General features: G+C 71.8%; 14 protein-coding genes. 5 read left to right on the plus strand and 9 right to left on the minus strand.

Annotation, left to right across the window (positions count from 1 at the left end; translation table 11 throughout):
• Positions 1–274: 274 nt before the first annotated feature.
• On the plus strand, positions 275–2,557 hold the full coding sequence (locus tag Sru02f_RS23925; protein ID WP_109028816.1) for a PI-PLC domain-containing protein: 2,283 nt from the start codon (positions 275–277) through the stop codon (positions 2,555–2,557).
• Between the two features lie 36 nt (positions 2,558–2,593).
• Here Sru02f_RS23925 and Sru02f_RS23930 read toward each other — a convergent pair whose 3' ends face one another.
• The 4 genes from Sru02f_RS23930 to Sru02f_RS23945 all read right to left on the minus strand — a co-directional run bounded on the left by Sru02f_RS23930 (position 2,594) and on the right by Sru02f_RS23945 (position 10,661).
• Positions 2,594–5,989: a CARDB domain-containing protein gene (locus tag Sru02f_RS23930; protein WP_109028815.1), complete on the minus strand. Its 3,396-nt coding sequence runs from the start codon at positions 5,987–5,989 to the stop codon at positions 2,594–2,596.
• 392 nt (positions 5,990–6,381) lie between these two features.
• Positions 6,382–7,827, minus strand: a complete 1,446-nt coding sequence (argG, locus tag Sru02f_RS23935) for an argininosuccinate synthase (protein WP_003972108.1) — start codon at positions 7,825–7,827, stop codon at positions 6,382–6,384.
• Positions 7,828–7,885: 58 nt separating this feature from the next.
• Complete coding sequence (locus Sru02f_RS23940; RefSeq protein WP_109028814.1) at positions 7,886–9,325, minus strand: NAD-dependent succinate-semialdehyde dehydrogenase; 1,440 nt, start codon at positions 9,323–9,325, stop codon at positions 7,886–7,888.
• Between the two features lie 67 nt (positions 9,326–9,392).
• Positions 9,393–10,661 carry an aspartate aminotransferase family protein gene (locus Sru02f_RS23945; RefSeq protein ID WP_109028813.1) on the minus strand — a complete coding sequence of 423 codons (1,269 nt, stop codon included), beginning with the start codon at positions 10,659–10,661 and terminating at the stop codon, positions 9,393–9,395.
• Positions 10,662–10,812: 151 nt separating this feature from the next.
• On the opposite strand from Sru02f_RS23945, the gene Sru02f_RS23950 reads away from it, so the two are divergent.
• Positions 10,813–12,459, plus strand: coding sequence for a PucR family transcriptional regulator (locus Sru02f_RS23950; RefSeq protein WP_167469222.1), 1,647 nt, complete (start codon positions 10,813–10,815; stop codon positions 12,457–12,459).
• Positions 12,460–12,523: 64 nt separating this feature from the next.
• The gene (locus Sru02f_RS23955; protein ID WP_109028811.1) at positions 12,524–13,096 is read left to right on the plus strand and encodes a dihydrofolate reductase family protein; all 573 of its coding nucleotides are present in this window, start codon (positions 12,524–12,526) and stop codon (positions 13,094–13,096) included.
• Positions 13,097–13,147: 51 nt separating this feature from the next.
• Here the strand turns inward: Sru02f_RS23955 and Sru02f_RS23960 are convergent, their stop codons facing one another.
• The 4 genes from Sru02f_RS23960 to Sru02f_RS23975 are packed head-to-tail and all read right to left on the minus strand — an operon-like array spanning position 13,148 to position 18,612.
• On the minus strand, positions 13,148–15,529 hold the full coding sequence (locus Sru02f_RS23960) for a beta-xylosidase/alpha-l-arabinosidase (protein ID WP_109028810.1): 2,382 nt from the start codon (positions 15,527–15,529) through the stop codon (positions 13,148–13,150).
• Positions 15,526–16,344: a carbohydrate ABC transporter permease gene (locus tag Sru02f_RS23965; RefSeq protein ID WP_109028809.1), complete on the minus strand. Its 819-nt coding sequence runs from the start codon at positions 16,342–16,344 to the stop codon at positions 15,526–15,528. The genes Sru02f_RS23960 and Sru02f_RS23965 overlap by 4 nt, the downstream gene beginning before the upstream one ends.
• The gene (locus Sru02f_RS23970) at positions 16,341–17,297 is read right to left on the minus strand and encodes a carbohydrate ABC transporter permease (RefSeq protein WP_109028808.1); all 957 of its coding nucleotides are present in this window, start codon (positions 17,295–17,297) and stop codon (positions 16,341–16,343) included. Before Sru02f_RS23970 ends, Sru02f_RS23965 begins: the two co-directional genes overlap by 4 nt.
• Before the next feature lie 10 nt (positions 17,298–17,307).
• Positions 17,308–18,612 carry an ABC transporter substrate-binding protein gene (locus tag Sru02f_RS23975; RefSeq protein ID WP_109028807.1) on the minus strand — a complete coding sequence of 435 codons (1,305 nt, stop codon included), beginning with the start codon at positions 18,610–18,612 and terminating at the stop codon, positions 17,308–17,310.
• A gap of 138 nt (positions 18,613–18,750) precedes the next feature.
• Between Sru02f_RS23975 and Sru02f_RS23980 the strand changes: the two genes are divergently transcribed.
• Positions 18,751–19,800, plus strand: coding sequence for a LacI family DNA-binding transcriptional regulator (locus Sru02f_RS23980; protein ID WP_174854960.1), 1,050 nt, complete (start codon positions 18,751–18,753; stop codon positions 19,798–19,800).
• Positions 19,801–19,888: 88 nt separating this feature from the next.
• On the opposite strand, the gene Sru02f_RS23985 is transcribed toward Sru02f_RS23980, so the two are convergent.
• Positions 19,889–20,341 (minus strand): tautomerase family protein, encoded by a 453-nt coding sequence (locus Sru02f_RS23985; RefSeq protein WP_109028806.1) that lies wholly within the window; start codon positions 20,339–20,341, stop codon positions 19,889–19,891.
• 71 nt (positions 20,342–20,412) lie between these two features.
• Between Sru02f_RS23985 and Sru02f_RS23990 the strand changes: the two genes are divergently transcribed.
• Positions 20,413–21,330 (plus strand): LysR family transcriptional regulator, encoded by a 918-nt coding sequence (locus Sru02f_RS23990; protein WP_167469221.1) that lies wholly within the window; start codon positions 20,413–20,415, stop codon positions 21,328–21,330.
• The last annotated feature ends 51 nt before the right edge of the window (positions 21,331–21,381 follow it).

The following is a 21,381-nucleotide window of genomic DNA, read 5'->3' on the forward strand; positions in this document are numbered from 1 at the left end:
TGTGCGAGGGGCGGTGGGACACAGGTCCCACCGCCCCTCGCGCGTGCCGGTTCAGAGGGCCGGCGCGTCCGCGAAGAGCCGGGTCAGCGCGGTCGGTGCCGTGATCGCGGTGCCGAGGACGACGCCTGCGCCACCGTCTTCCGGCGGCATCGGAGGTGGAGGCGGAGCCGGAGGCCGACGGGTATCGGCCGGCCCCGGCCGGGGCATGCGTGTGAGGGCACGCCCCGTCCGGGCGCCGTGCGGTACTACGGCCGGCTGATACGAGAATGGTTCCATGAACGCACTGGTTCGGCGCCCGCCCTGGGTGGAGGTGCTGGTCTGGTGCGTGGCCGTGCTGAGCATGACCGTCCTGGCCGCGGCGGCCGTCGTCCGCAGCACGGTGCTGGACCCCGGGTTCTACGGCCAGGTGCTGGAGGACGAGCACGCCTACCAGCGCTTCTACGACGAGGTGCTGGTGGACCCGCGCAGTACGCCCTTCACCAGCGACCTGCTGGAGCGGCTGCCCGTTCCGCAGTCGACCATCACCTCGAACCTCAAGGTGGTGGTCCCGCCCGAGACGCTGCGGACCATGGGCCAGGGGCAGATCGCGGAGATGGTCCACTATCTGGATGGCGACCGCGAGCGGCTGCGGATCACGGTCGACCTGGAGCCCGTCGTCGCGAACGTCGAACGGCTCAGCCAGGCGTACTTCGGTGATGCCGTCGCGGCCCTGCAGAAGCGGTCCGAACCGGACTTCCAGGCCTTCGTGCAGCACCTGAGTGAGCTGGTCGCGCGGGTGGTCGCCGGTGAGGCGCCGCTGGACGAGCTGCCGACGCTGCCGCTCTCCCACAGCCAGGCGGACGCGGCCACGGACGCGCTGATGCGGCTGGTGCCGGACGGCGCGACGCGCGACGGCGTCAGATCGACCGTGTTGACGGCCCTGGACCGGGGCGACGTGGCCTCCGCCCTGGCCGCGATCGCCCCGGTGGCCCTGACCGACCAGGTCCGGGACGCCGCCGAGGAGCTGTTGCGGGAGGCGAAGCAGGGCACGTGGGTGGTGACCGTCGACGTCGAACCCGGGACCGAGGCGCTGGCTCCGCTGGACCGTGCGCGCAAGGTCACCCGGCTCTTCCAGGAGGTGGTGGAACCGGCGGCGGCCGTGCTGTGCGCCGCCGCGCTCACCCTGCTGTGGTTCCTGCGGCCGTCGCCCGCCAAGCGCCGGCTGATTCCGCTGGGCTGGGTTCCGGCCGCCGCCGCCTCACTCATGGCGCTCACCGTGCTCGTGCTGCGGCTCACGCTGGGCGACACGCTGTTCGGCACCCCGCCGTCCTGGCCGCCCGCGGCCACGGGGCTGCTCGCCGACGTGCAGGCCGCCGCGCTCGACCGGCTGCTGACCACCGCCGTCGTCGTCGCGGTGATCCTGCTCGCCGCGGGCGCGCTGCTGATCACCGTCGGCTGGGTCTGGCAGACCCGGCCCAGCGTGCCGGTCCTCACCGATCCGCGGCACGTTCCGGCGCTGACCTTCACGGTCACCGCCGTCGCCCTCGTCGGGACCATGCTGGCGCCGGTGGCGATCAGCGGCTCCTCCCCGCGGATCTGCCAGGGCAGTGCCGAGCTGTGCGACGCCCGCTACGACGAGATCGCCCAGCTCGCGTCGCACAACGCGATGGCGACCACCGCCGACCGGTTCATCGGTCCCCTCCAGGACCCGGACATCGTCGGTCAGCTGGGCGCCGGGTCGCGGGTCCTGCTGCTCGACACCCACCGCTGGGAGCGGCCCGAGGAGGTCGCGGAGCGGCTGAGCAGCTCGGACTTCTCCCCCGCCGAACGCCGTCGGCTGACCGCGATCCTGCAACGGGTGAACCCGCCCCATCCGGGCCTGTGGCTGTGCCACTCGGTGTGCGGCGCCGGGGCCCTCGAACTGGAGCCGACGCTGCGGCAGATCGGCGAGTGGCTGCGCGACAACCCCACGGAGATCGTCACGCTGATCCTCCAGGACGGCGTGGACGCGGTGACGACGCAGGACGCCTTCGTCCGGGCCGGTCTCTCGGACCTGCTGTACGAGCCGGACCGGGACCCGGACCGTCCGTGGCCGAAGCTCGGCGACATGATCGACAGCGGCCGGCGGCTGGTCGTGTTCGCGGAGAAGGCGGACGGACCCGCGCCCTGGTACCGGAACCTGTACCGGTACGGCATGGAGACGCCGTTCGCCTTCCGCAGCCCGGACGAGATGTCGTGCCTGCCCAACCGGGGCGGTTCGGACAAGCGGCTGTTCCTGCTGAACCACTTCGTCACGGCGGGCGGCGGGCTGCGGCTGGACGCCGGGGTCGTCAACTCGCGGCAGCGGGTGCTGGAGCGGGCGCACAACTGTGAACGGCAGCGCGGCAGTCCGGTCAACTTCATCGCGGTGGACTACGCGACGATCGGCGACGCGCTCGGCGCGGTGAACGAGCTCAACGCCGAACGCGTCGAGGACGGCCCCCGCGTCCCGGTCGAGCGCACCCCCGGCCGGATCCCGGGTGCGGCGGAGGCCCGGCGACGCGGTGGTGCTCCGCGCCGCCGGGCGGTCTCCTGGTGACCGGTCACTCCGGTCGGCCGGTTCCGGCCGGCCCGCCTACTGGTTGATCTTGAACTGGGAGCCGGGTTCGATCCGTACGTCCTCCTTGGCCGAGTTGGTGATCGTGACGTCGGTCAGGGTCGCGCTGCCGCGGGCGCCGCCCATCGCGAGGATGCCGGAGCCGTTGTTCGACTTGTCGATGCGGACGTTCTGGATCTTCACGTCCGGCATCGCACCGCCTCCCGTCTTGAACTGGATGCCGTCGTAGGTCGAGTCGAGGATCTCGGTGTCCCGGATGGTCACGCCCGGGATGTCCTGGCCCTGTGCGAAGAGGGTGATGGCGCCGAACTCCTGCGCCTCGCCCCAGAACGCGCCGCCCGTGCGGTGCAGGGCGTTGCCCGCGACGAGGGTCTGCCCGGAGAAGGGCAGCGGGTCGTGGTCGGTGGCGAGCATGATGCCGGGGTAGTTCATGGTGTCGGAGACGACGTTGTTCTCGATGGTGTTGCCGTAACCGCCGTACACCGCGATGCCGTTGGCCCGCCACGGCAGCTGGATCGTGTTGTTGCGGAAGTGGTTGTCGTGGCCGATGTCCACGGACGGGTCCTTCACGTACTTGTTGGCCCAGACCGCGAGCGAGTCGTCGCCGGTGGTGCGGAAGGAGGAGTTGTAGACGGTGGAGTTGCGGGTGCCGTTGGAGAAGTTGATGCCGTCCGCGTAGGTGTCGCGGATGCGCATGCCGGTGAACTCCAGGCCGTCGGCGGGGCCCCACAGCTCGGGGATGTTCGAGTAGTCGCGGCCGACCCATACGCCGACGTTGGCGTGCTCGATCCACACGTTGCTGATCTTGGTGTCCTTGCCGAAGCGGCCGTTGAGCCCGACGCCGCCCTCCGCGTTGCCGTCACCGCCGCGGATGGTGCCCGAGCCGAAGATGGCGATGTCGGAGATCTGCGTGTTGCCGTCGATGTCGAAGCCGAAGTTGCCCTCGTGCGGGTGGTTGATGCCGCCGGCCTCCTGCGGCGGGGTCAGGGTGTAGAGCTGGGAGTGCCACATGCCGGCGCCGCGGACGGTGACGTTGCTGATCCCGACCTGGTTGTACTGGCCGCGGTTCTGCGGATCGTCGGTGAGGATCTTCTGCTCCTGACGCCACTGCCCGGCGGGGATCCACACGCAGTCGATCCTGCCGTTCTGGTCGTCGGTGACGGCGCGCTGGATGGCGTCGGTGTCGTCGAGCCCGTCGCCCGGGACGGCCCCGTACTCGGTGATGGAGGTGCACTCGGCGGGCTTGGTCTTGGCGGGCGCGACCTGCTCCAGGTCGATCAGGTCGATGACGTAATAAGCGGCCGAGTCGCCCGAGTCGCGCTGGAGGCGGAACTCGGTGCCCTGCGGGAAGGTCCGGTCGAGGAGCGCGTGGGACTCGTCGAAGAGGCGCCGGGCGTCGCCGCCGGGCCGGTTGGTGAGGCCCTCCGGGTCGTCGGTGCTGCCGTACAGCCAGCTGTGCCTGGACGACAGGTTGAGCTTCTGCACGAACTCGCCGTCGGCGTAGAGGCTGATGGTGGCCTCGGCTCCGCCGCCGCCGGGGGCGTCGGGGATGGCGTTGCGCACCACGATGGAGTTGGTGGGCGTGGTGGAGGTGAACTCGACGTACTCGCCGGTCGAGTCGAGCCGGACGGACTCGCGACCCGAGGACTCGGTGCCGAAGTTGGTGTGGCCGAAGGTGCGCTTGGCGTCGGTGGTGAGCAGGGTGCCGTCGTACCGGCCGTCCTCCGCCTCGTACTCGGTGTACGGCACGGCGGCGCCGCGTCCGACGACGAGGGACTTGGCGAGCACGTTGTTGTTCTCGTTGGTCTCGGCGACCCGGGCGGTGGCGTCGGCGGTGGCGGTGAGGGTGACCCCGCCGCTGGTCGCCTTCCACGTGCCGGTGACCGGCACGTTCACCGTGGCGCCCGCCGCGACCTGTCCGGTGGTGCCGTCGAGGGTGGTGGAGCCGGCCTGGATCCGGGTCACCGTGCCCGCCTCGACGGCGCTGGTGCCGCGGTTGTGCACGGCGACGGTGAAGGAGACCTCGGCGCCGACCGCGGGGTTGGCCGGGCTGGTGGTGATGGAGCGCACTTCGAGGTCGGGTCCGGGTGCCCGGTCGACGACGAGGCGGTCGGCGGCGGAGCGGCTGTTGTTGGTGTCGTCCAGTTCGGCGACGGTGTCCTTCGGGTCGGCCACGGCGGCGACCGCGTAGCTGCCGGCCGCGTGGGTGCCGGTGGAGACGGGGACTTCGGCGGACTCGCCGGGGTCGAGCGCGGGGACCGCGGCGCTGCCGGCCGTCTGCCCCTCGACGGTGACCTCGGTGGTGGTCGCGGCCGAGGCCGCGGTGCCGGCGTTGCGGACCGTGGCGTTCACGGTGACCTCGTCGCGCTCGTTCGGCGCGGCGGGCGACCAGTCGAGGCCGGTGACGGTGAGGTCGGGGGCGGGTGCGGCGCTGCCGAGGACCTGGAACTCGGCGACCTGGCCGCCGGGGGCGCCGGTGTTGGAGAAGAACCGGAGCCGCACGTCGGAGACCCGGCCGCTGACCGGGATGGTCACCGCGTTGTCCTGGCCCGGGCTGAAGGCGTAGTCGGCTCGGTCGCGCAGCGAGGTGAAGTCGGTCTCGCCCTGGGCCCGGCCGAGCACCTGGATGCTCTGGGTGCGGGCGGACCACACCGGGTCCGGATTGAGCTTGACGACGACGCCGCTGACGTCGGCGTCGGCGCCGAGCCTGACGGTGAGGTCGGCCGGGTTGCCGGCGGCCTCCCAGTAGGTGGAGGTGGAGTCGTCGGTGGCGTTGGCGGCGACGTAGTTCTGGGTCGTGGAGGTGGCCTCGGCGGGCTTGTTGCGGGCGAGGTTGGTGCCGGTGGGCGGCGGGCCGGTGTCGACGTCGTCGCCGTACACCTCCAGTTCGGCCAGTTGCGCGGCGTTCCAGCCGGTGTTGCCGGTGATGTCGACGCGGACGTAGCGGGCCTCGGAGGGGGTGTCGAGGTCGATGGCCACGGTGCCCGCCCGCTCCGGGCCGAACGCCCGTCCGTCGGAGGCGTCGAGACTGTGGAACGTGGCGCCGTCGGTGCTGCCCCGCAGGGAGAGCGTCTGGGTCCGGTTCTCCCAGCCGGCGGGCAGTTTGAGGACCACCCGGTCGATGTCGCGGGCGGTGCCCAGATCGACCTGGAGCCACTCGGGGAAGGTACCGGCCGGCCCCTCCCAGTAGGTGGCCTGCTGTCCGTCGGTGGCGTTGCCGGCCGGGTAGGCGCCGTGCGAGCCGCCCGCCTTGGCGGGGCGGCCGAGGGCCAGATTGACGTCGGCGGCGGCCGTCACCGGCGGTGTCGCGGCCTGCGCGGTGGCCGCCAGGGGCAGTGGCAGCAGCCCGAGGGTCATCAGCCCGGCGACGGCGGCGCCCGTGAGCGTCCGACGGCCGAGAGATCTCCGTCTCATGGGGGTCCTCTGTTCCGTGGGGAGTCGGGGAGGGCGCGACGGCCCGGCAGTTGGGGGGAAGCACCGAATCTGCGCGCCAATTGAGCAGGACAGTCGATTCTTTGCGGAAAGTGCGTCATCAGGTTTCTAGCGCGTCACCCGTTTGTCAACGGTCGCGGTTGGGGCGGGAATTGACACGTAAACGACTTGCGTCGCTTGCGACGAGCTTGCGCAGCGCTTGAACTGGCAACAAAGTAAGGGAGAGCGGTGAACGGACCGTTCCAAGCCCGCAAGTCACGCAAGTCGTACACGAGGTGGAGCAACAGAGGGGGCAAGCACAGGGTGGCTCGACACCCTGGGGTGTCGAGCTAGCCTCTGCCGGTGCGGGGTCCCCGCTCGCGGGGACGGATGGATCAGTCCGTGCCGGACTCCATCGCGGCGCGGTCCAGCAGCTCGTCGTCGGCGGAGACCTCGCCGCGGGAGGCGATGGCCTGCGCGCCGCCCTCCGGCATGGCGCCGATCAGCCCGGTCGCGGCGGCCTGGGCGGCGCCGATGGCGGGGTTGGCGGTGCCGATGAGACCGAGACCGGCGTACTGCTCCAGCTTGGCGCGGGAGTCGGCGATGTCCAGGTTGCGCATGGTCAGCTGGCCGATCCGGTCCACCGGGCCGAACGCGGAGTCCTCGGTGCGCTCCATGGAGAGCTTGTCCGGGTGGTAGCTGAAGGCCGGGCCGGTGGTGTCGAGGATCGAGTAGTCCTCGCCGCGCCGCAGCCTGAGGGTGACCTCGCCGGTGACCGCGGAGCCGACCCAGCGCTGCAGCGACTCGCGGATCATCAGGGACTGCGGGTCCAGCCACCGGCCCTCGTACATCAGCCGGCCCAGGCGCCGCCCCTCGGTGTGGTACTGGGCGAGGGTGTCCTCGTTGTGGATGGCGTTGACCAGACGCTCGTAGGCGGCGTGCAGCAGGGCCATGCCGGGCGCCTCGTAGATGCCGCGGCTCTTGGCCTCGATGATCCGGTTCTCGATCTGGTCGGACATGCCCATGCCGTGCCGGCCGCCGACGGCGTTGGCCTCCATGACCAGGTCGACCGCGGAGGCGAACTCCTTGCCGTTGATCGTCACCGGGCGGCCCTGGTCGAAGCCGATGGTCACGTCCTCGGGCGCGATCTCGACCGACGGGTCCCAGAACCGCACGCCCATGATGGGCTCCACGGTCTCCACGCCGGTGTCGAGGTGCTCCAGCGTCTTGGCCTCGTGGGTGGCGCCCCAGATGTTGGCGTCGGTGGAGTACGCCTTCTCCGTGGAGTCCCGGTAGGGCAGGTCGTGGGCGACCAGCCACTCCGACATCTCCTTGCGGCCGCCGAGCTCGGTCACGAAGTCCGCGTCCAGCCACGGCTTGTAGATCCTGAGCTGCGGGTTGGCGAGCAGGCCGTACCGGTAGAACCGCTCGATGTCGTTGCCCTTGAACGTGGAGCCGTCGCCCCAGATCTGGACGTCGTCCTCGAGCATGGCCCGGACGAGGAGGGTGCCCGTGACGGCGCGGCCCAGCGGGGTGGTGTTGAAGTACGCCCGCCCGCCCGAGCGGATGTGGAACGCCCCGCAGGTGAGCGCGGCCAGCCCCTCCTCGACCAGCGCCGCGCGGCAGTCGACCAGGCGCGCGACCTCGGCGCCGTACGTCTTGGCACGGTCGGGCACCGAGGCGATGTCGGGCTCGTCGTACTGGCCGATGTCGGCGGTGTACGTGCAGGGGACGGCGCCCTTGTCACGCATCCACGCGACCGCGACCGAGGTGTCGAGGCCGCCCGAGAAGGCGATACCGACGCGCTCGCCGGTGGGGAGGGAGGTGAGGACCTTGGACATAGGAAGAGTATGCATCATTACGCATGACCATGCAAAGCCTCTTCCGGCGTCGCCCGCGTCACCCGGTCGGCAGCGCCACGTACTGGTACTCCAGGAACTCCTCGATCCCGACCCGGCCGCCCTCCCGGCCGAGCCCCGACTGCTTGACGCCGCCGAAGGGCGCGGCGGGATTGGAGACCAGGCCCGTGTTGAGTCCGACCATGCCGACCTCCAGGCGCTCGCTGACCCGCAGGGCGCGGTCCAGGCCCTCGGTGAAGACGTAGCCGACGAGCCCCCAGGGGGTGTCGTTGGCCCGGCGGACCACCTCGTCCTCGTCGTCGAAGGTGAGGATCGCGGCGACCGGGCCGAAGATCTCCGTCGCCGTCAGACAGCTGTCCGGGGAGACGTCGGTGAGCACCGTGGGCGGGTAGAAGCAGCCGGGGCCCTCCGGCGTCGTGCCGCCGACGAGTACCCGCGCGCCGCGCTCCACCGCGTCGGCGACCAGCTCCTCGACCTTGGCCCGCCCGGCGGCGTCGATGAGCGGACCGACGTCGACGCCGTCGCCGGTGCCGGGACCCACCACCAGCGCACCCATCCGGCGGGCCAGCCGGTCGGCGAACTCCCCCGCCACCGAGCGGTGCACGAAGAAGCGGTTGGCGGCGGTGCACGCCTCGCCCATGTTGCGCATCTTGGCGACCATCGCGCCGTCCACGGCCGCGTCGAGGTTCGCGTCGTCGAAGACCACGAACGGCGCGTTGCCGCCCAGCTCCATGGAGGACCGCACGACGGTGTCCGCGCACTGTGCCAGGAGCAGCCGCCCCACGGCCGTCGAACCGGTGAAGGACAGCTTGCGGATGCGCCCGCCGCGCAGGAGCGGTTCGCACACCTCCCCCGCCCGCGAGGTCGTGACGACGTTCAGCACCCCGTCGGGCAGCCCGGCCTCCTTGAGGATCGCGGCCAGGGCCAGGCTGGAGAGCGGGGTCTGCGGGGCCGGCTTGAGCACCATGGTGCAGCCGGCCGCGACCGCGGGGCCGATCTTGCGGGTGCCCATGGCGAGCGGGAAGTTCCACGGGGTGATCAGCAGACAGGGGCCCACCGGGCGCCGGGACAGCAGCATGCGGTTGCGGCCGTCGGGCAGGACGCCGTGGCCGCCGTCGATCCGGACGGCCTCCTCGGAGAACCAGCGGAAGAACTCCGCCGCGTAGGCGACCTCGCCCCGGGCCTCGGCCAGCGGCTTGCCCATCTCGGCGGTCATCAGGCGGGCCAGCGCGTCCGTGCGCTCCAGGACGATCTCGTAGGCGCGGCGCAGGATCTCGCTGCGCGCCCTCGGCGCCGTCCGGGCCCACTCCTCCTGCGCCTGGACCGCCGCCTCCTCGGCCAGCCGGGCGTCCTTGGGTCCCGCGTCGGCGACGTGGGCCAGGATCTCGCCGGTCGCGGGGTCGTCCACGGGCATGACGGCGCCGTCCGCGGCGTCCACCCAGGCACCGCCGAGGAAGAGCTGTGTGGGGGTGTCGGTCATGGGGTCCCTCCTGAGCGCCGGTGCGTTGTCCCCGCGGGGCGGGTCGTGAAGCGGTGCGCGGCGGCCGTCATCGTCCCGCCGCTCCCGACGTACCGGCCTCGACGGCGGCGGCCCACGCCCGCAGGCCCTCGTCGACGGCCGTCTCGTCGATCACCAGGGCCGGGATCATGCGCACCACCTGGTTCCACGCCCCGCACAGCAGCAGGAGCAGTCCCTCGTCGACGGCGGCCCGCTGCACCCGGGCGGCGGTCTCCGGGTCCGGCTCGCCGTCGGCGGTGACGAACTCGCTGGCCAGCATCAGTCCCATGCCCCGTACGTCGCCGACGGCCGGGTTCCGCGACGCCACCGCCTCCAGACCGTGGCGCAGCCGGGCGCCCATCGTCTCGGCGTTCTCGACGAGCTTCTCCTCGCGGACGACGTCCAGCGTGGCGCAGGCCGCCGCGCACGCGACCGCGTTGGCGCCGTACGTCCCGCCCTGCGAGCCCGCCCAGGCCTTGCGCATCAGCTCCTCGGGGGCGGCGATGCCGGACAGCGGGAAGCCGCTGGCCAGTCCCTTGGCGGTGACCAGGATGTCGGGGGTGACGCCGAAGTGCTCGTGGCCCCAGAACCGGCCGGTGCGGCCCACGCCGGTCTGCACCTCGTCCAGGATCAGCAGGAAGCCGTGCCGGTCGGCGCGCTCGCGCAGGCCTTCGACGAAGGCGCGGTTCGCGGGCACGTACCCGCCCTCGCCCAGGACCGGTTCCACGATGACGGCGGCGGTGTCGGCGGGCGAGGAGATCGTCTGGAGGGTGTAGTCCAGCTCCTGGAGCGCGAAGCGGGTGGCGGTCTCCTCGTCCCAGCCGTAGCGGTAGGCCGTCGGGAAGGGGGTGACGACCACGCCGCTCATCAGCGGTGAGAAACCGGACCGGAAGCGGGTGCCGGAGGTGGTCATGGCGGCGGCGGCCACCGTACGGCCGTGGAAGCCGCCGTGGCAGACCAGCACGTTGGGCCGTCCGGTGGCCTGGCGGGCCAGGCGCAGCGCGGCCTCGACGGCCTCGCTGCCGGAGTTGGTGAAGAACAGGCTGTCCAGCTCCGGCGGCAGCACCTCGCCGAGCTTGTCTACCAGGCGCCGCAGCGGCGGGTGCATGACGGTGGTGTACTGCCCGTGGACCAGGGTGGCGACCTGCTCCTGGGCGGCGGCCACGACCCGGGGATGGCAGTGGCCGGTGCTGGTGACGCCGATGCCTGCGGTGAAGTCCAGATAGCGGCGGCCGTCCTCGCCCTCGATGTGGACCCCCTCGCCCCGGACCGCCACCACGGGGGTGGCCTGGCGAAGGTGCGGCGACAGTGCGGTCATGCTCGTCTCCCGGCCTGCTCGTCGGTCTCCTGCGGTCCCCCGAGCCTTCCCGCCCCGGCGGGCGCGGCAACGCGTGATCTGTCCGGCCGGGGCAGCGTGTCCGGACGATGTGTCAGGCGTTCGGCGTAACGTGAGTACCCAGGGAGGCACCGTGAGCGAGAACCGGGAGCCGGGCCCGGCGGGCCGGTCGCCCACCGTGGCCGACGTGCTGGCCCTGCCCGTGCTGGCCGGGGGCGAGCCGCGGGTGGTCGCCGGCGAGGGACACGTGGACCGCCCGGTCCGCTGGGTCCACATCACCGAACTGACGGACCCCGCCTCCTTCCTCAAGGGCGGCGAACTCGTCCTCACCACCGGCATGCCGCTGCCCGACGACCCCGCCGGCGTGCGCCGCTACGTCGACGAACTCGCCGCCGTCGGGGCCGCCGCCCTGGTCATCGAGCTGGTCCGCCGCTATCACCGGCCGCCCGACGCCCTGGTGGGGGCCTGCCGTGCGCGCGGTCTGCCGCTCGTCACGCTCGCCAGGGACGTCAACTTCCTGGAGGTCACCCAGGTGGTCCACACGCTGATCCTCGGCCACCAGGCGGAGGCGATGCGCAGGACGCAGGGCGTCCACGAGGCGTTCACCGCCCTCACCCTGCGCGGCGCGGGCCCGGAGGAGGTGCTGCGCGCCGCGGCCGGGATGAGCGGCCGCACGGTCGTGCTGGAGGACCTGGTGCACCGGGCGCTGGTCTGCGAGGCCTCGGGGTCCACGGCCGGGGCCGCGCTCACGGACTGGGAACGGCGCTCACGCACCACACCGGTCACCGACCGCGCGGGGGTCTCGGGCCCCGAGGGGTGGCTCACGGCTCCCGTGGAGTACCAGGGCGAGCGGTGGGGCCGGGTGGTCATGCTGCCCGCCGTGCCGTCCGGCCGCGTCTTCGGCCCCGAGGACGTCACGGTGCTGGAGCGGACCGCGATGGCGCTCACCATCGCCCGTCTCACCCGCCCCACGCCCTGGGAACGCACCGCCCACCGCGACGTCCTGCGCGACCTGGTGGAGCAGCGGCACCGGTCTCCCGGGGACGCGCGGGCCCGGGTCGCGGCCCTCGGGCTGCCCGCGGAACACGCCCGCTTCGTCGCCGTGCTTGCGGACCTGCCCGCCCAGGAGGACACCGGGGCGGCCGAGACACGGCTCTGCGGGGAACTGACCGCGGCGGGGGCGCAGGTCCTGGTCGGCCTGCTCTCCCCCAACCGGCTCGGCGTGCTGCTGGCGCTGCGCCCGTCCCGGCCGTGGCGCGAGGCCGTGGAGCAGGTGAGCCGCACCGTCCTGGACGCGGCCCAGGGCGCGACGGTGTGCGTGGGCTCACCGGCCGGCGACCTGGCCGACGTGGCCCGGTCGTTCCGCGAGGCGGCCCGGGTGGCCGAGGCCACCGCACCCGGCCTGCCCCTCCCCTCCGGCCGCTCCTTCCACGAGCGGTCCGACATCGGCCTGCGCGGCCTGCTGTTCGCGCTGCGCGACGACCTCCGTGTCCAGGACTACGCGGAACGGCAGCTGGGCCCGCTCCTCGACCACGACGCCCGGCACGGCACCGATCTCGTGACGACCCTGCGGGGCTATCTGGACGCGGCGGGCAACAAGACGGTCGCCGCCCGCTCGGCGGGTCTGTCCCGGGAGACCGTCTACCAGCGGCTGCGCACCATCGAGCGGCTGCTCGGCCGCGACCTGGAGTCCGGCGAGCAGCGCACCGAACTCCACGCGGCGCTGCACGCCGTCGACGCGCTGCGGGCCCGCCCGCACCCCGGCGACCGCGACCGATGAGTTTTCCGCCGGCCACCGGTCGTAAGGGTGTACCGATCGCACACGAGACATCGAGGAACTCCGCATGCGCACTCTGATCAGCACCGCCTTCGTCTCGCTCGACGGTGTCGTGGAGGCCCCGGGCGGCGAGCCCGGCTACCGGAACACCGGCTGGACCGTCCAGCTGGTGGACTTCCTCCCCGAGGCGTACGAGATCAAGGGCCGGGAGCAGAAGGAAGCCTCGGCGCTGCTCCTGGGCCGGGTCAGCTACGAGGCGTTCAGCCCGGTGTGGCCGGACATGGCGGAGTTCCCGGAGTACCGGGCGATGCCGAAGTACGTCGTCTCCACCACCCTCACCGAGGACGATCTGGTCACGAACTGGGGCGAGACGACCATCCTGCGCTCGCTCGACGAGGTCGCCGCGCTGAAGGAGGGCGAGGGCGGTCCGATCATCGTCCACGGCAGCGCCGCCCTGAACCGCAGCCTGTCGGACGCCGGCCTGATCGACCGCTACCACCTGCTGGTCTTCCCGCTGCTGCTCGGCGCGGGCAAGCGGCTGTTCAGCGACACGGACAAGGACGCCCAGAAGCTGAGGCTCGTCGAGCACGAGGCCTACGCCAACGGCATCCAGAAGAACGTCTTCGACGTCGTCCGCTGAGCCGGCCGGCGAGCGGTGGTACCGCGACCACCGCTCGCCGCCGATGGCAGCTCAGACGTCTTCGCCGGCCTCCTGCGTGAACAGCGCGTGCAGCCGCCGTGTGTGGTCGACCTGCCGCTCCGGTCCGGTGAGCGCGACCGTCGCCGTCAGCCGCGGCTCGGTGCTGGACGCGGCGAACCGCAGCTCCAGGTCGCCCGGTTCGACGATCCGGCGGCCGTCGCGGCCGGTGAAGGAGGCGAGGTCGGCCGGGACCTCGACGTGCACCCTGCGGGCCTCGCCGGGGGCCAGCGGCACCCGGGTGTAGCCGATGAGGCGCTGTACCGGCTGGACGACGGAGGCGACCGGGTCGTGCAGGTAGAGCTGCACCACCTCGGTGCCGTGCCGTTCGCCGGTGTTGCGGACGGTCAGTTCCAGCGAGAACGCACCGTCGGTCGGCGCCTCCTTGGTGTGCGCCACGAGGTCGCTCCAGGCGAACGTCGTGTACGTGAGCCCGTGCCCGAAGCCGAAGGCCGGTGTCGGGTCGATGTTGGACACCTCGCTGGCCTGGGCGAGCCGCGCCCCGAGGTAGGTGGTCGGCTGGGCACCCGCGCTGCCGGGCACGCTGACGGGCAGCCTGCCGGTGGGGCTGGTGCGTCCACTGAGCACGCCGGCGAGCGCCGCGGTGCCCTCCTCGCCGGGGAAGAACGACTGCACGATCGCCGCGGACTCGGCCGTGGCGCGTCCGAGTGCGTAGGGCCGTCCGGCGAGGAGCACGGTGACCACCGGGGTGCCGGAGTCGAGCAGCGCGTCGAGGAGCTGCTGCTGGGCGCCGGGCAGCGTGAGGGACTCGGCGTCGCAGCCCTCGCCGCTGGTGCCCCGGCCGAACAGGCCCGCGCGGTCGCCCAGTACGGCGACGACGACGTCCGCGTCCCGGGCCGCGTCCACCGCCTCGCCGATGCCGGAGACCTCGCCGTCGTCGACGCCGGTGCCGCGGGCGACGGTGATGTCGGCGTCGGGGAACTCGGCGGTCAGGGTGTCGTGCAGGGTGGGCAGGTCGAGGCCGACCGGGACCTCCGGGTGCTGCACCCCGACGTGGCGCGGGAAGGAGTAGCAGCCGAGTACGGCGGTGGCCTCGGTGGCGTTGGGGCCGACCAGGGCGATGCGGCGGGGCCGGGCGAGCGGCAGGGTGCCGTCGTTGGTGAGCAGGACGACCGCCTTCTCGGCGATCTCGCGGGCCAGTTCCCGGTTCTCGGGCCGGTCCAGGTCGATCCGGCCGCGCAGCGCCTCCGGGTCCGAGAGGTCCACCCCGTCGAGCGCGGGCGGGACCGGGCTCCAGTCCGGGTCGAGCAGTCCGAGCTCCGCCTTCTGTCCCAGGACGCGGCGCAGCGCCCGGTCGACGAGGGCCTCGGGCAGCCGGCCGTCGGTGACCGCGTCGACGAGCGGGGCCCCGAAGGTCTTGACGGTGGGCAGCTCGACGTCGAGGCCCGCTTTCAGCGCGGCTCCGGCGGCGTCGGCCCAGTCGGCGGTGATGCCGTGCAGCGTCTTGAGGAAGGCGATGCCGAAGTAGTCGGCGACGACCGTTCCCTCGAAGCCCCAGGTGTCCCGCAGCAGCCCGGTCAGCAGCGCCTCGTCGGCCGCGGCGGGCACGCCGTCGATGTCGGTGTAGGCGGACATCACGGAGCGGGAGCCGCCCTCGCGGACGGCCATCTCGAACGGCGGGAGCAGGACGTCGGCCCGCTCGCGGGGGCCCACGGAGGAGGGGGCGAGGTTGCGGCCGGCGCGGGAGGCGGAGTAGCCCACGAAGTGCTTGAGGGTGGCGACGATGCCGGCGGACTCCAGGCCCTGCACGTACGCGGTGCCGATGGTGCCGACGAGGTAGGGGTCCTCGCCGATGGTCTCCTCCACCCTGCCCCAGCGGGCGTCGCGGACCACGTCGAGCACGGGGGCGAGGCCCTGGTGGATGCCGACGGACCGCATGTCGCGGCCGATGGCGCCGGCCATCCGGCGTACCGCGTCCGGGTCGAAGGTGGCGCCCCAGGACAGCGGGACGGGGTAGGCCGTGGCGCCCCAGGCGGCGAAGCCGGCCAGGCACTCCTCATGGGCGACGGCGGGGATGCCGAAGCGGCCGGCCGAGGTGATGCGGGCCTGCGTGCGCAGGAGCGAGAGCGCGCCGAGCGCGGGGTCGACGGGGACGGTGCCGAAGGGCCGGGTGAGCTGGCCGAGCCCGGCGGGCACGAGCGCGTCGAGGTCGACGGCCTCCTCCATGTCGTGCTGATGGGGGGCGACTTCGCCGCCCTTGTCGGAGGCACCCACCCACACTCCGTACAGCTGGGCGATCTTCTCCTCCAGGGTCATCGCGGCGACGAGCGCGTCGACCCTGGCGGCGACGGGGTGGTTGGGGTCGTTCCAGAGGGGAATTTCGGGGGTGGTCTCTACAGCCACGTCGGCAGTCACTTTCCTCCGACACCCATCAGCCCCTGGACCAGGGCACGACGGGCGAACAGGTAGACGAGCAGGATGGGCACCATGGACAGCACCACGGCTCCCAGCAGACCGGGGATGTCGATCCCGTGCGCGGTCTGGAAGTTGTACAGGCCCAGGGTGACCACCTTGGTGGAGTCCGACTGGGTCAGGACCAGCGGGAACAGGAAGCCGTTCCACGCCTGGAGCGCGGAGAACACCACGATGGTGGACAGTCCCCCGCGGGACAGCGGCATGACGAGCTGGAAGAACATGCGCCGGGGACTCGCGCCGTCCATCGCCATGGCCTCGTACAGCTCCGGGGAGATGTCGCGCATGGAGCCGCTGAGGATGAGCGCGGACATCGGCAGGCAGAACGCGGCCGTGGGCAGGATGACGCCGAGCAGGTTGTCGTACAGCCCGGCCTCGCTGATCAGGTAGAACATCGGCACGATCACGGCCTGGGCCGGGATGGCGAGGCCGAGCAGGAACAGCCGGAAGATCGCCGACGTGGCCCTGCCGCGGCTGCGGACGATGGCGTAGGCGAGCGGCGGCACCAGCAGCAGCACGATGCCGATCACGCAGGCGGTGACGACGAGCGTGTTGAAGAAGTACTGGCCGAAGCCGGAGTCGAAGGCACCGGTGAAGTTGTCCAGCGTGAAGCTGTCCGGGAGGGAGACCGGGCCGTTCTCGGCGTAGTCCTGGCGGGTGCGCAGGGTCGCGGCGAGCATCACGTACAGCGGCAGGCCGACCAGGACGAGCCAGACGAGCGAGCCGACGCCGGCCACGTAGTTGGGTCGGCGCCTCATGACACACCCTCCATGGAGCTGCGCATCTTGTCGTAGCCGGAGACCCGGACGACGATCAGCGAGATGATCGTGGCCGCTACGACCAGGGCCAGGGCGATCGCTGAGCCGATGCCGTAGTCGAAGCTCTTGAAGGCCTTGTCGTACATGTAGTAGGCGCTGATGGTGGTGTCGGTGCCGGGACCGCCCTGGGTCAGGATGAGGACCGTCTCGAACGTGGTCAGGCCGCCGACGATCATCAGGATCATCGAGGTGATCATGGAGGTGCGCAGCTGCGGCAGGGTGATGTGGAAGAACTGCCGGTAGCGGCCCGCCCCGTCGATCTCCGCAGCCTGGTACAGCACCTGCGGGACGGCACGGGCGGCGCCCTGGTAGATCAGCGTGTGGAACGGCGTGAACTGCCAGGTGCTGACGAACGCCAGCACCCCGATGGCGGTGGTCTGTTCACCGAACAGGTTGCCGTCGCCGAAGAGCCAGGTCGCCTCCGCCGGAATGCCGAAGTTCGGGTCGAGCAGTGCCCGCCAGAGCACGGACACGGCCGTCGCGGACAGCAACAGGGGGATGAAGTAGATGACCGACAGGACGGCCCGGTTGCGCTGGTGACCGGCGGCCCAGACCCCGAGCAGGATGCTCAACGGGGTCTGGAGGACCACGCCGAGGACGGTGAGCAGCAGGGTCAGCCAGATGCTCTTGAGCATCACCGGGTCGTCGACGAGGCGCGACCAGTTGTCCGTGCCGACGAACTCGGGCGAGCTGATCCCGTCCCAGCTCATGAAGGACAGCACCGCCACCATGATCAGCGGGACGATCGCGAAGAGGGCGAAGAACAGTGCGGCGGGCACCGCCCAGGCGAAGCTGGGGCGGCCCACCGTCGTCGTGGACGGGGCGGGCGGCCGCCGCCGGGACTCCTTGCGGGATCCGGCGGCGGGCCGTGCGCTCGTGAGGTGTGTGGTCATGAGCCGTTCGTCACTCGGTCGGGAGGGCCTGCATGGCCTTGATGAAGCCGTCCGTGTCGAGCTGTCCGTTGAAGAACTGCTGGATGGCCTTGTGCAAGTCCGAGCTGGCCTTCTGCGGGTACGCCTGGTCCCAGGACAGCTGGAAGTTCGGGGCGTCGGAGACGAGGTCGTACTGGAAGCGGTTGTACTCGGGGGTGGCCGAACCGTCGATGAACTTGTCGGTGTTGGTCGTGGTCGGCAGGTTGCCGATGTCGAGGTGGGCCTTGACGAACTCGTCGGAGTACATGAGCTTCAGGAACTCGGCGGCGGCCTCCGGGTGCTTGGTCTTCTTCATCACCGAGTAGTAGTTGTTGGGGTTGCCGGCGACGTTGCCCGGGTCGCCCTTGCCGCCCTCGACGGTCGGGAAGGCGGTGTAGCCGAGGTCCTTCTCGGCGAACTCCTTGTGGTCCGTGAGCTGCTGGGAGTAGTACCAGGAGCCCATCAGCTCGAAGCCGGCCTTGCCCGAGGCCACCAGCTGGACCGAGCCGCCGTTGGTGTACTTGACGGAGTCGTAGTTCTTGCCGAAGGCGCCGGAGTCGACCAGCTCGCTGATCATGTCCAGCGCCTTCTTGCTGTCCGCGCTCTCCCAGGCGCTCTTGTCGCCGCCGATGGCCTTCGCGAACAGCTCCGGACCGGCGATGCGGTCGTAGAGGTACTGGAACCACATCTGGGTCGGCCACACGTCGCCGCCGCCGAGCGCGATCGGCGTGACACCCGCGTCCTTGAGCTTGCCCACCGCGGCGAGCAGTTCGTCCCAGGTCTTGGGCGGCTGGACGCCCGCGTCCTCGAGGACCTTCTTGTTGTGGAAGAGCAGGACCGGCTGGGTGCCGCGCATCGGTATGCCGTACGGCTTGCCGTCGACGACGGCGCTGTTGAAGACGGACGGCAGGAACTTGTCCTTGAGGGCCGGGTCCTTCTTGATGAAGTCGTCGAGCGGCAGCAGGAGGTCCGCCTTGACGAACGGCTTGATGCTGCCGCCGCCCCAGTTGTAGAAGATGTCCGGGGCCTGCGGGGTGTTGATGATCGTCTGGAGCTTCGTCTGGTAGTCGGCACCGGGGATGGTGTCGAGGACCGCCTTGACGTCGGAGGTCTTGTTGAAGGTGTCGACGATCTGCTGTTCGATCTTGTTGCTGGCGTCCCCGTAGACCAGGACATGGATCTTGCCGTCGTCCGACGACGCCCCGCCGTTCCCGTCACCGCAGGCCGACAGGCTCAGCGCCAGGGCGAGCGTCGCACCGGTGGCGACCAGTCTGGGCAAGCGCGCACGTGTCTTCATCGTTCGCCTTTCGAAAGTTTCGGCGCCATCACCGAAAGTCCATGCTGGTCGGACAGTAAAGTGAGACCGGATTTCTGGTCAATGGCCGTGCGGCTGCCGACTCAAAACGTTACCGATCGCATGGCCTATCCTTCCTGCATGCACGATGAAGTTGAGGTGGGCGCCCGGGTGACCCTGGCCGAGGTGGCGAAAGAGGCGGGAGTCTCTCCTCCGACAGTTTCGAAGGTCCTCAACGGTCGTTCGGATGTCTCCAGCACCACCAGGGCCAGGGTGGAGCGGCTTCTCGAGGTGCACGGTTACCGCCGCCGCAACGCGAGCCCGCCGCGCTCGCCGCTGGTCGAACTCGTCTTCCACGAGTTGGACAGCGTCTGGGCGATGGAGCTCGTCCGGGGCGTGGAGGACGTCGCCAAGGCCAACCGGACCGAGGTCGTACTCACCCGCGGCGGCACCCGGCACGCACCCGCCCCGGACTGGATCGAAGGCGTGCTCCGCCGCAGGCCGCTGGGCGTCGTGCTGGTCTTCTCCTCGCTCCCCGCGGAGGTCAAGCAGCGGCTGCGGTCCTGGAACATCCCCTTCGTCATCGTCGACCCGGCCGGTGACCCGGACCCCGACGTCCCGTCGGTCGGCTCGGCCAACTGGGCCGGGGGCCTGGCGGCAACCCGCCACCTCACCGACCACGGACACGAACGCGTCGCGATCATCACGGGGTTCGAGGACATGCTGTGCTCACTGGCCCGGCTCGACGGCTACCGCTCGGCGATGACGATGGCGGGCCTGCCGATCGACCCGGCCCTGGTCCGGTACGGCGACTACAGCGTGGAGAGCGGCTTCGAGCACGGCATGGACCTGCTCGCGGGTCCCGGCCGGCCGACGGCGGTCTTCGCGGGCAGCGACCTCCAGGCGCTCGGGGTACTGGAGGCGGCCCGCGTCAGGGGCCTGAGGGTCCCTCAGGACCTCTCGGTCGTCGGCTACGACGACGTGCCGCTGGCCCAGTGGTCGAGCCCGCCGCTGACCACCGTCCACCAGCCGCTGCGGCACATGGCCGAGGAGGCCACCCGGATGCTCTTCCGGCCGGACGAGCCCGGCCGGGCCGGCCGGCGCATCGAGCTGGCGACCCATCTCGTCGTACGGCAGAGCACGGCGCCGCCGGGCGGGTCCGCGGCGGCGCCCGGCGGCGCGGACACCTGACCAGGGGCCGCGCGGACACCTGACCAGGGGCCGTGCGGACACCTGGCGAGGGGCCGCGCCGCACGTCTGACGAGGGGCCGAGGCAGTCCTACCGGCCCGGCACCTCGCGCACCTCGGGCAGGTCGGGCAGGTCGGGCAGGTCGGTCATGCGCTCGTCGTAGCCGGTGGCGGGGTCGACGACGCGGCCGGCGGCCCACCAGTTCTCCCTCGCCGTCTCGAAGGCCACCAGCATGACGTCCTCCTCGGGAACGTCCGCGTACAGCTTGAGGTTGGCGACGATCGCCCGGAACAGTTCCGCCTTCTGCTCCGCGCCGCGCCGGTTGAACGACAACTGGACGAACAGGGTGCGCGAGGTGCGCCGCAGGCCGAACACGACCGGCTGCATGACGAAGTTGTCGTCCGTGACCTCGTGGAAGACGTGGAACTGGTCGTCCTGCGGAATCTTCAGTACGTCGACCATGGACTTGTGCAGGGCCTCGGAGACGAGGCGGCGGTACTGGGGCGTGGTTCCCTGCCGCAGGGAAACGGTGATCAGAGGCATGACGCCGACGCTAGGAGCCCCGGAGGCATTCCGACAGCGAATGTTCGGCATGGTGGATATGCTGCCGGCTCATGGGCATGGGAGATGTGACGCTGGCCGGGCTGCGGGTGCTGCGTGAGGTGGCCGAGCGCGGCACCTTCACCGCGGCCGCGCACAGCCTCGGCTACACGCAGTCGGCGGTCTCGAGGCAGGTGGCCGCGCTGGAACAGGCGACGGGGGCCCGCCTGTTCGACCGCTTCCCCGGCGGTGTACGGCCGACCGGAGCGGGCCTCGCCCTGCTGCGCCACGCCGTGGCCGCGCTGGACGCCCTGGAGGCGGCCGACCGGGAACTGCGCGGAGTGCGGGACGCCACCGGCCGGGTCCGGCTGGGGTACTTTCCCGCCGCCGGCGCGGTGCTCGTGGCCGACGCCCTGTCGGCACTGCGCCGGGAAGGCTCCCGCCCGCGGGTGACGACGCGGGAGGGGAGCACTCCGGCACTGGTGCGCGCGCTGCGCAGCGGCACCCTCGACCTGGCGCTCCTGACCTCCCGGCCCCCGCACCGCTCGCCCGACACGGACGACCCTCCCCTGCACGTCGAACCCCTGCTGGAAACGCGCCTGGCCCTGGCCGTCGCGGCCGGCAGCCGCTTCGCCGAACACGGCACCGCGGACGTCGAGGACATCGCCGGGCAGCCCTGGATCGCCGGTCCCGGCGGCACGGACGAGCCGCTGCTCGGCGTCTGGCCGGGGCTGCCCGGACGGCCCCGCGTCGCGCACACCGCGCGCGACTGGCTGACCAAGCTCCACCTGGTCGCGGCCGGGGCGGGCGTCACCACGGCCTCACCGGCGCTGCTGCCGGTGATTCCGCGCGGCGTCCGCTTCGTCGACGTCACGGGCGTCGCGGAGGAGGTACGGCGCATCGACCTGGTGTCGCTGCCCGGCCGGCTCACGGCTCCCGCCGGGGCACTGGTCAACGCCCTGCGACGGCGCGCCGCCGACCTGGCCGACTGACACCCGGGCCGACCGGGCCGCAGGCCGGCCGGCAGGGCCGTGACGGGTTCG

Source organism: Streptomyces rubrogriseus (genome assembly GCF_027947575.1).
GTDB lineage: Bacteria > Actinomycetota > Actinomycetes > Streptomycetales > Streptomycetaceae > Streptomyces > Streptomyces rubrogriseus.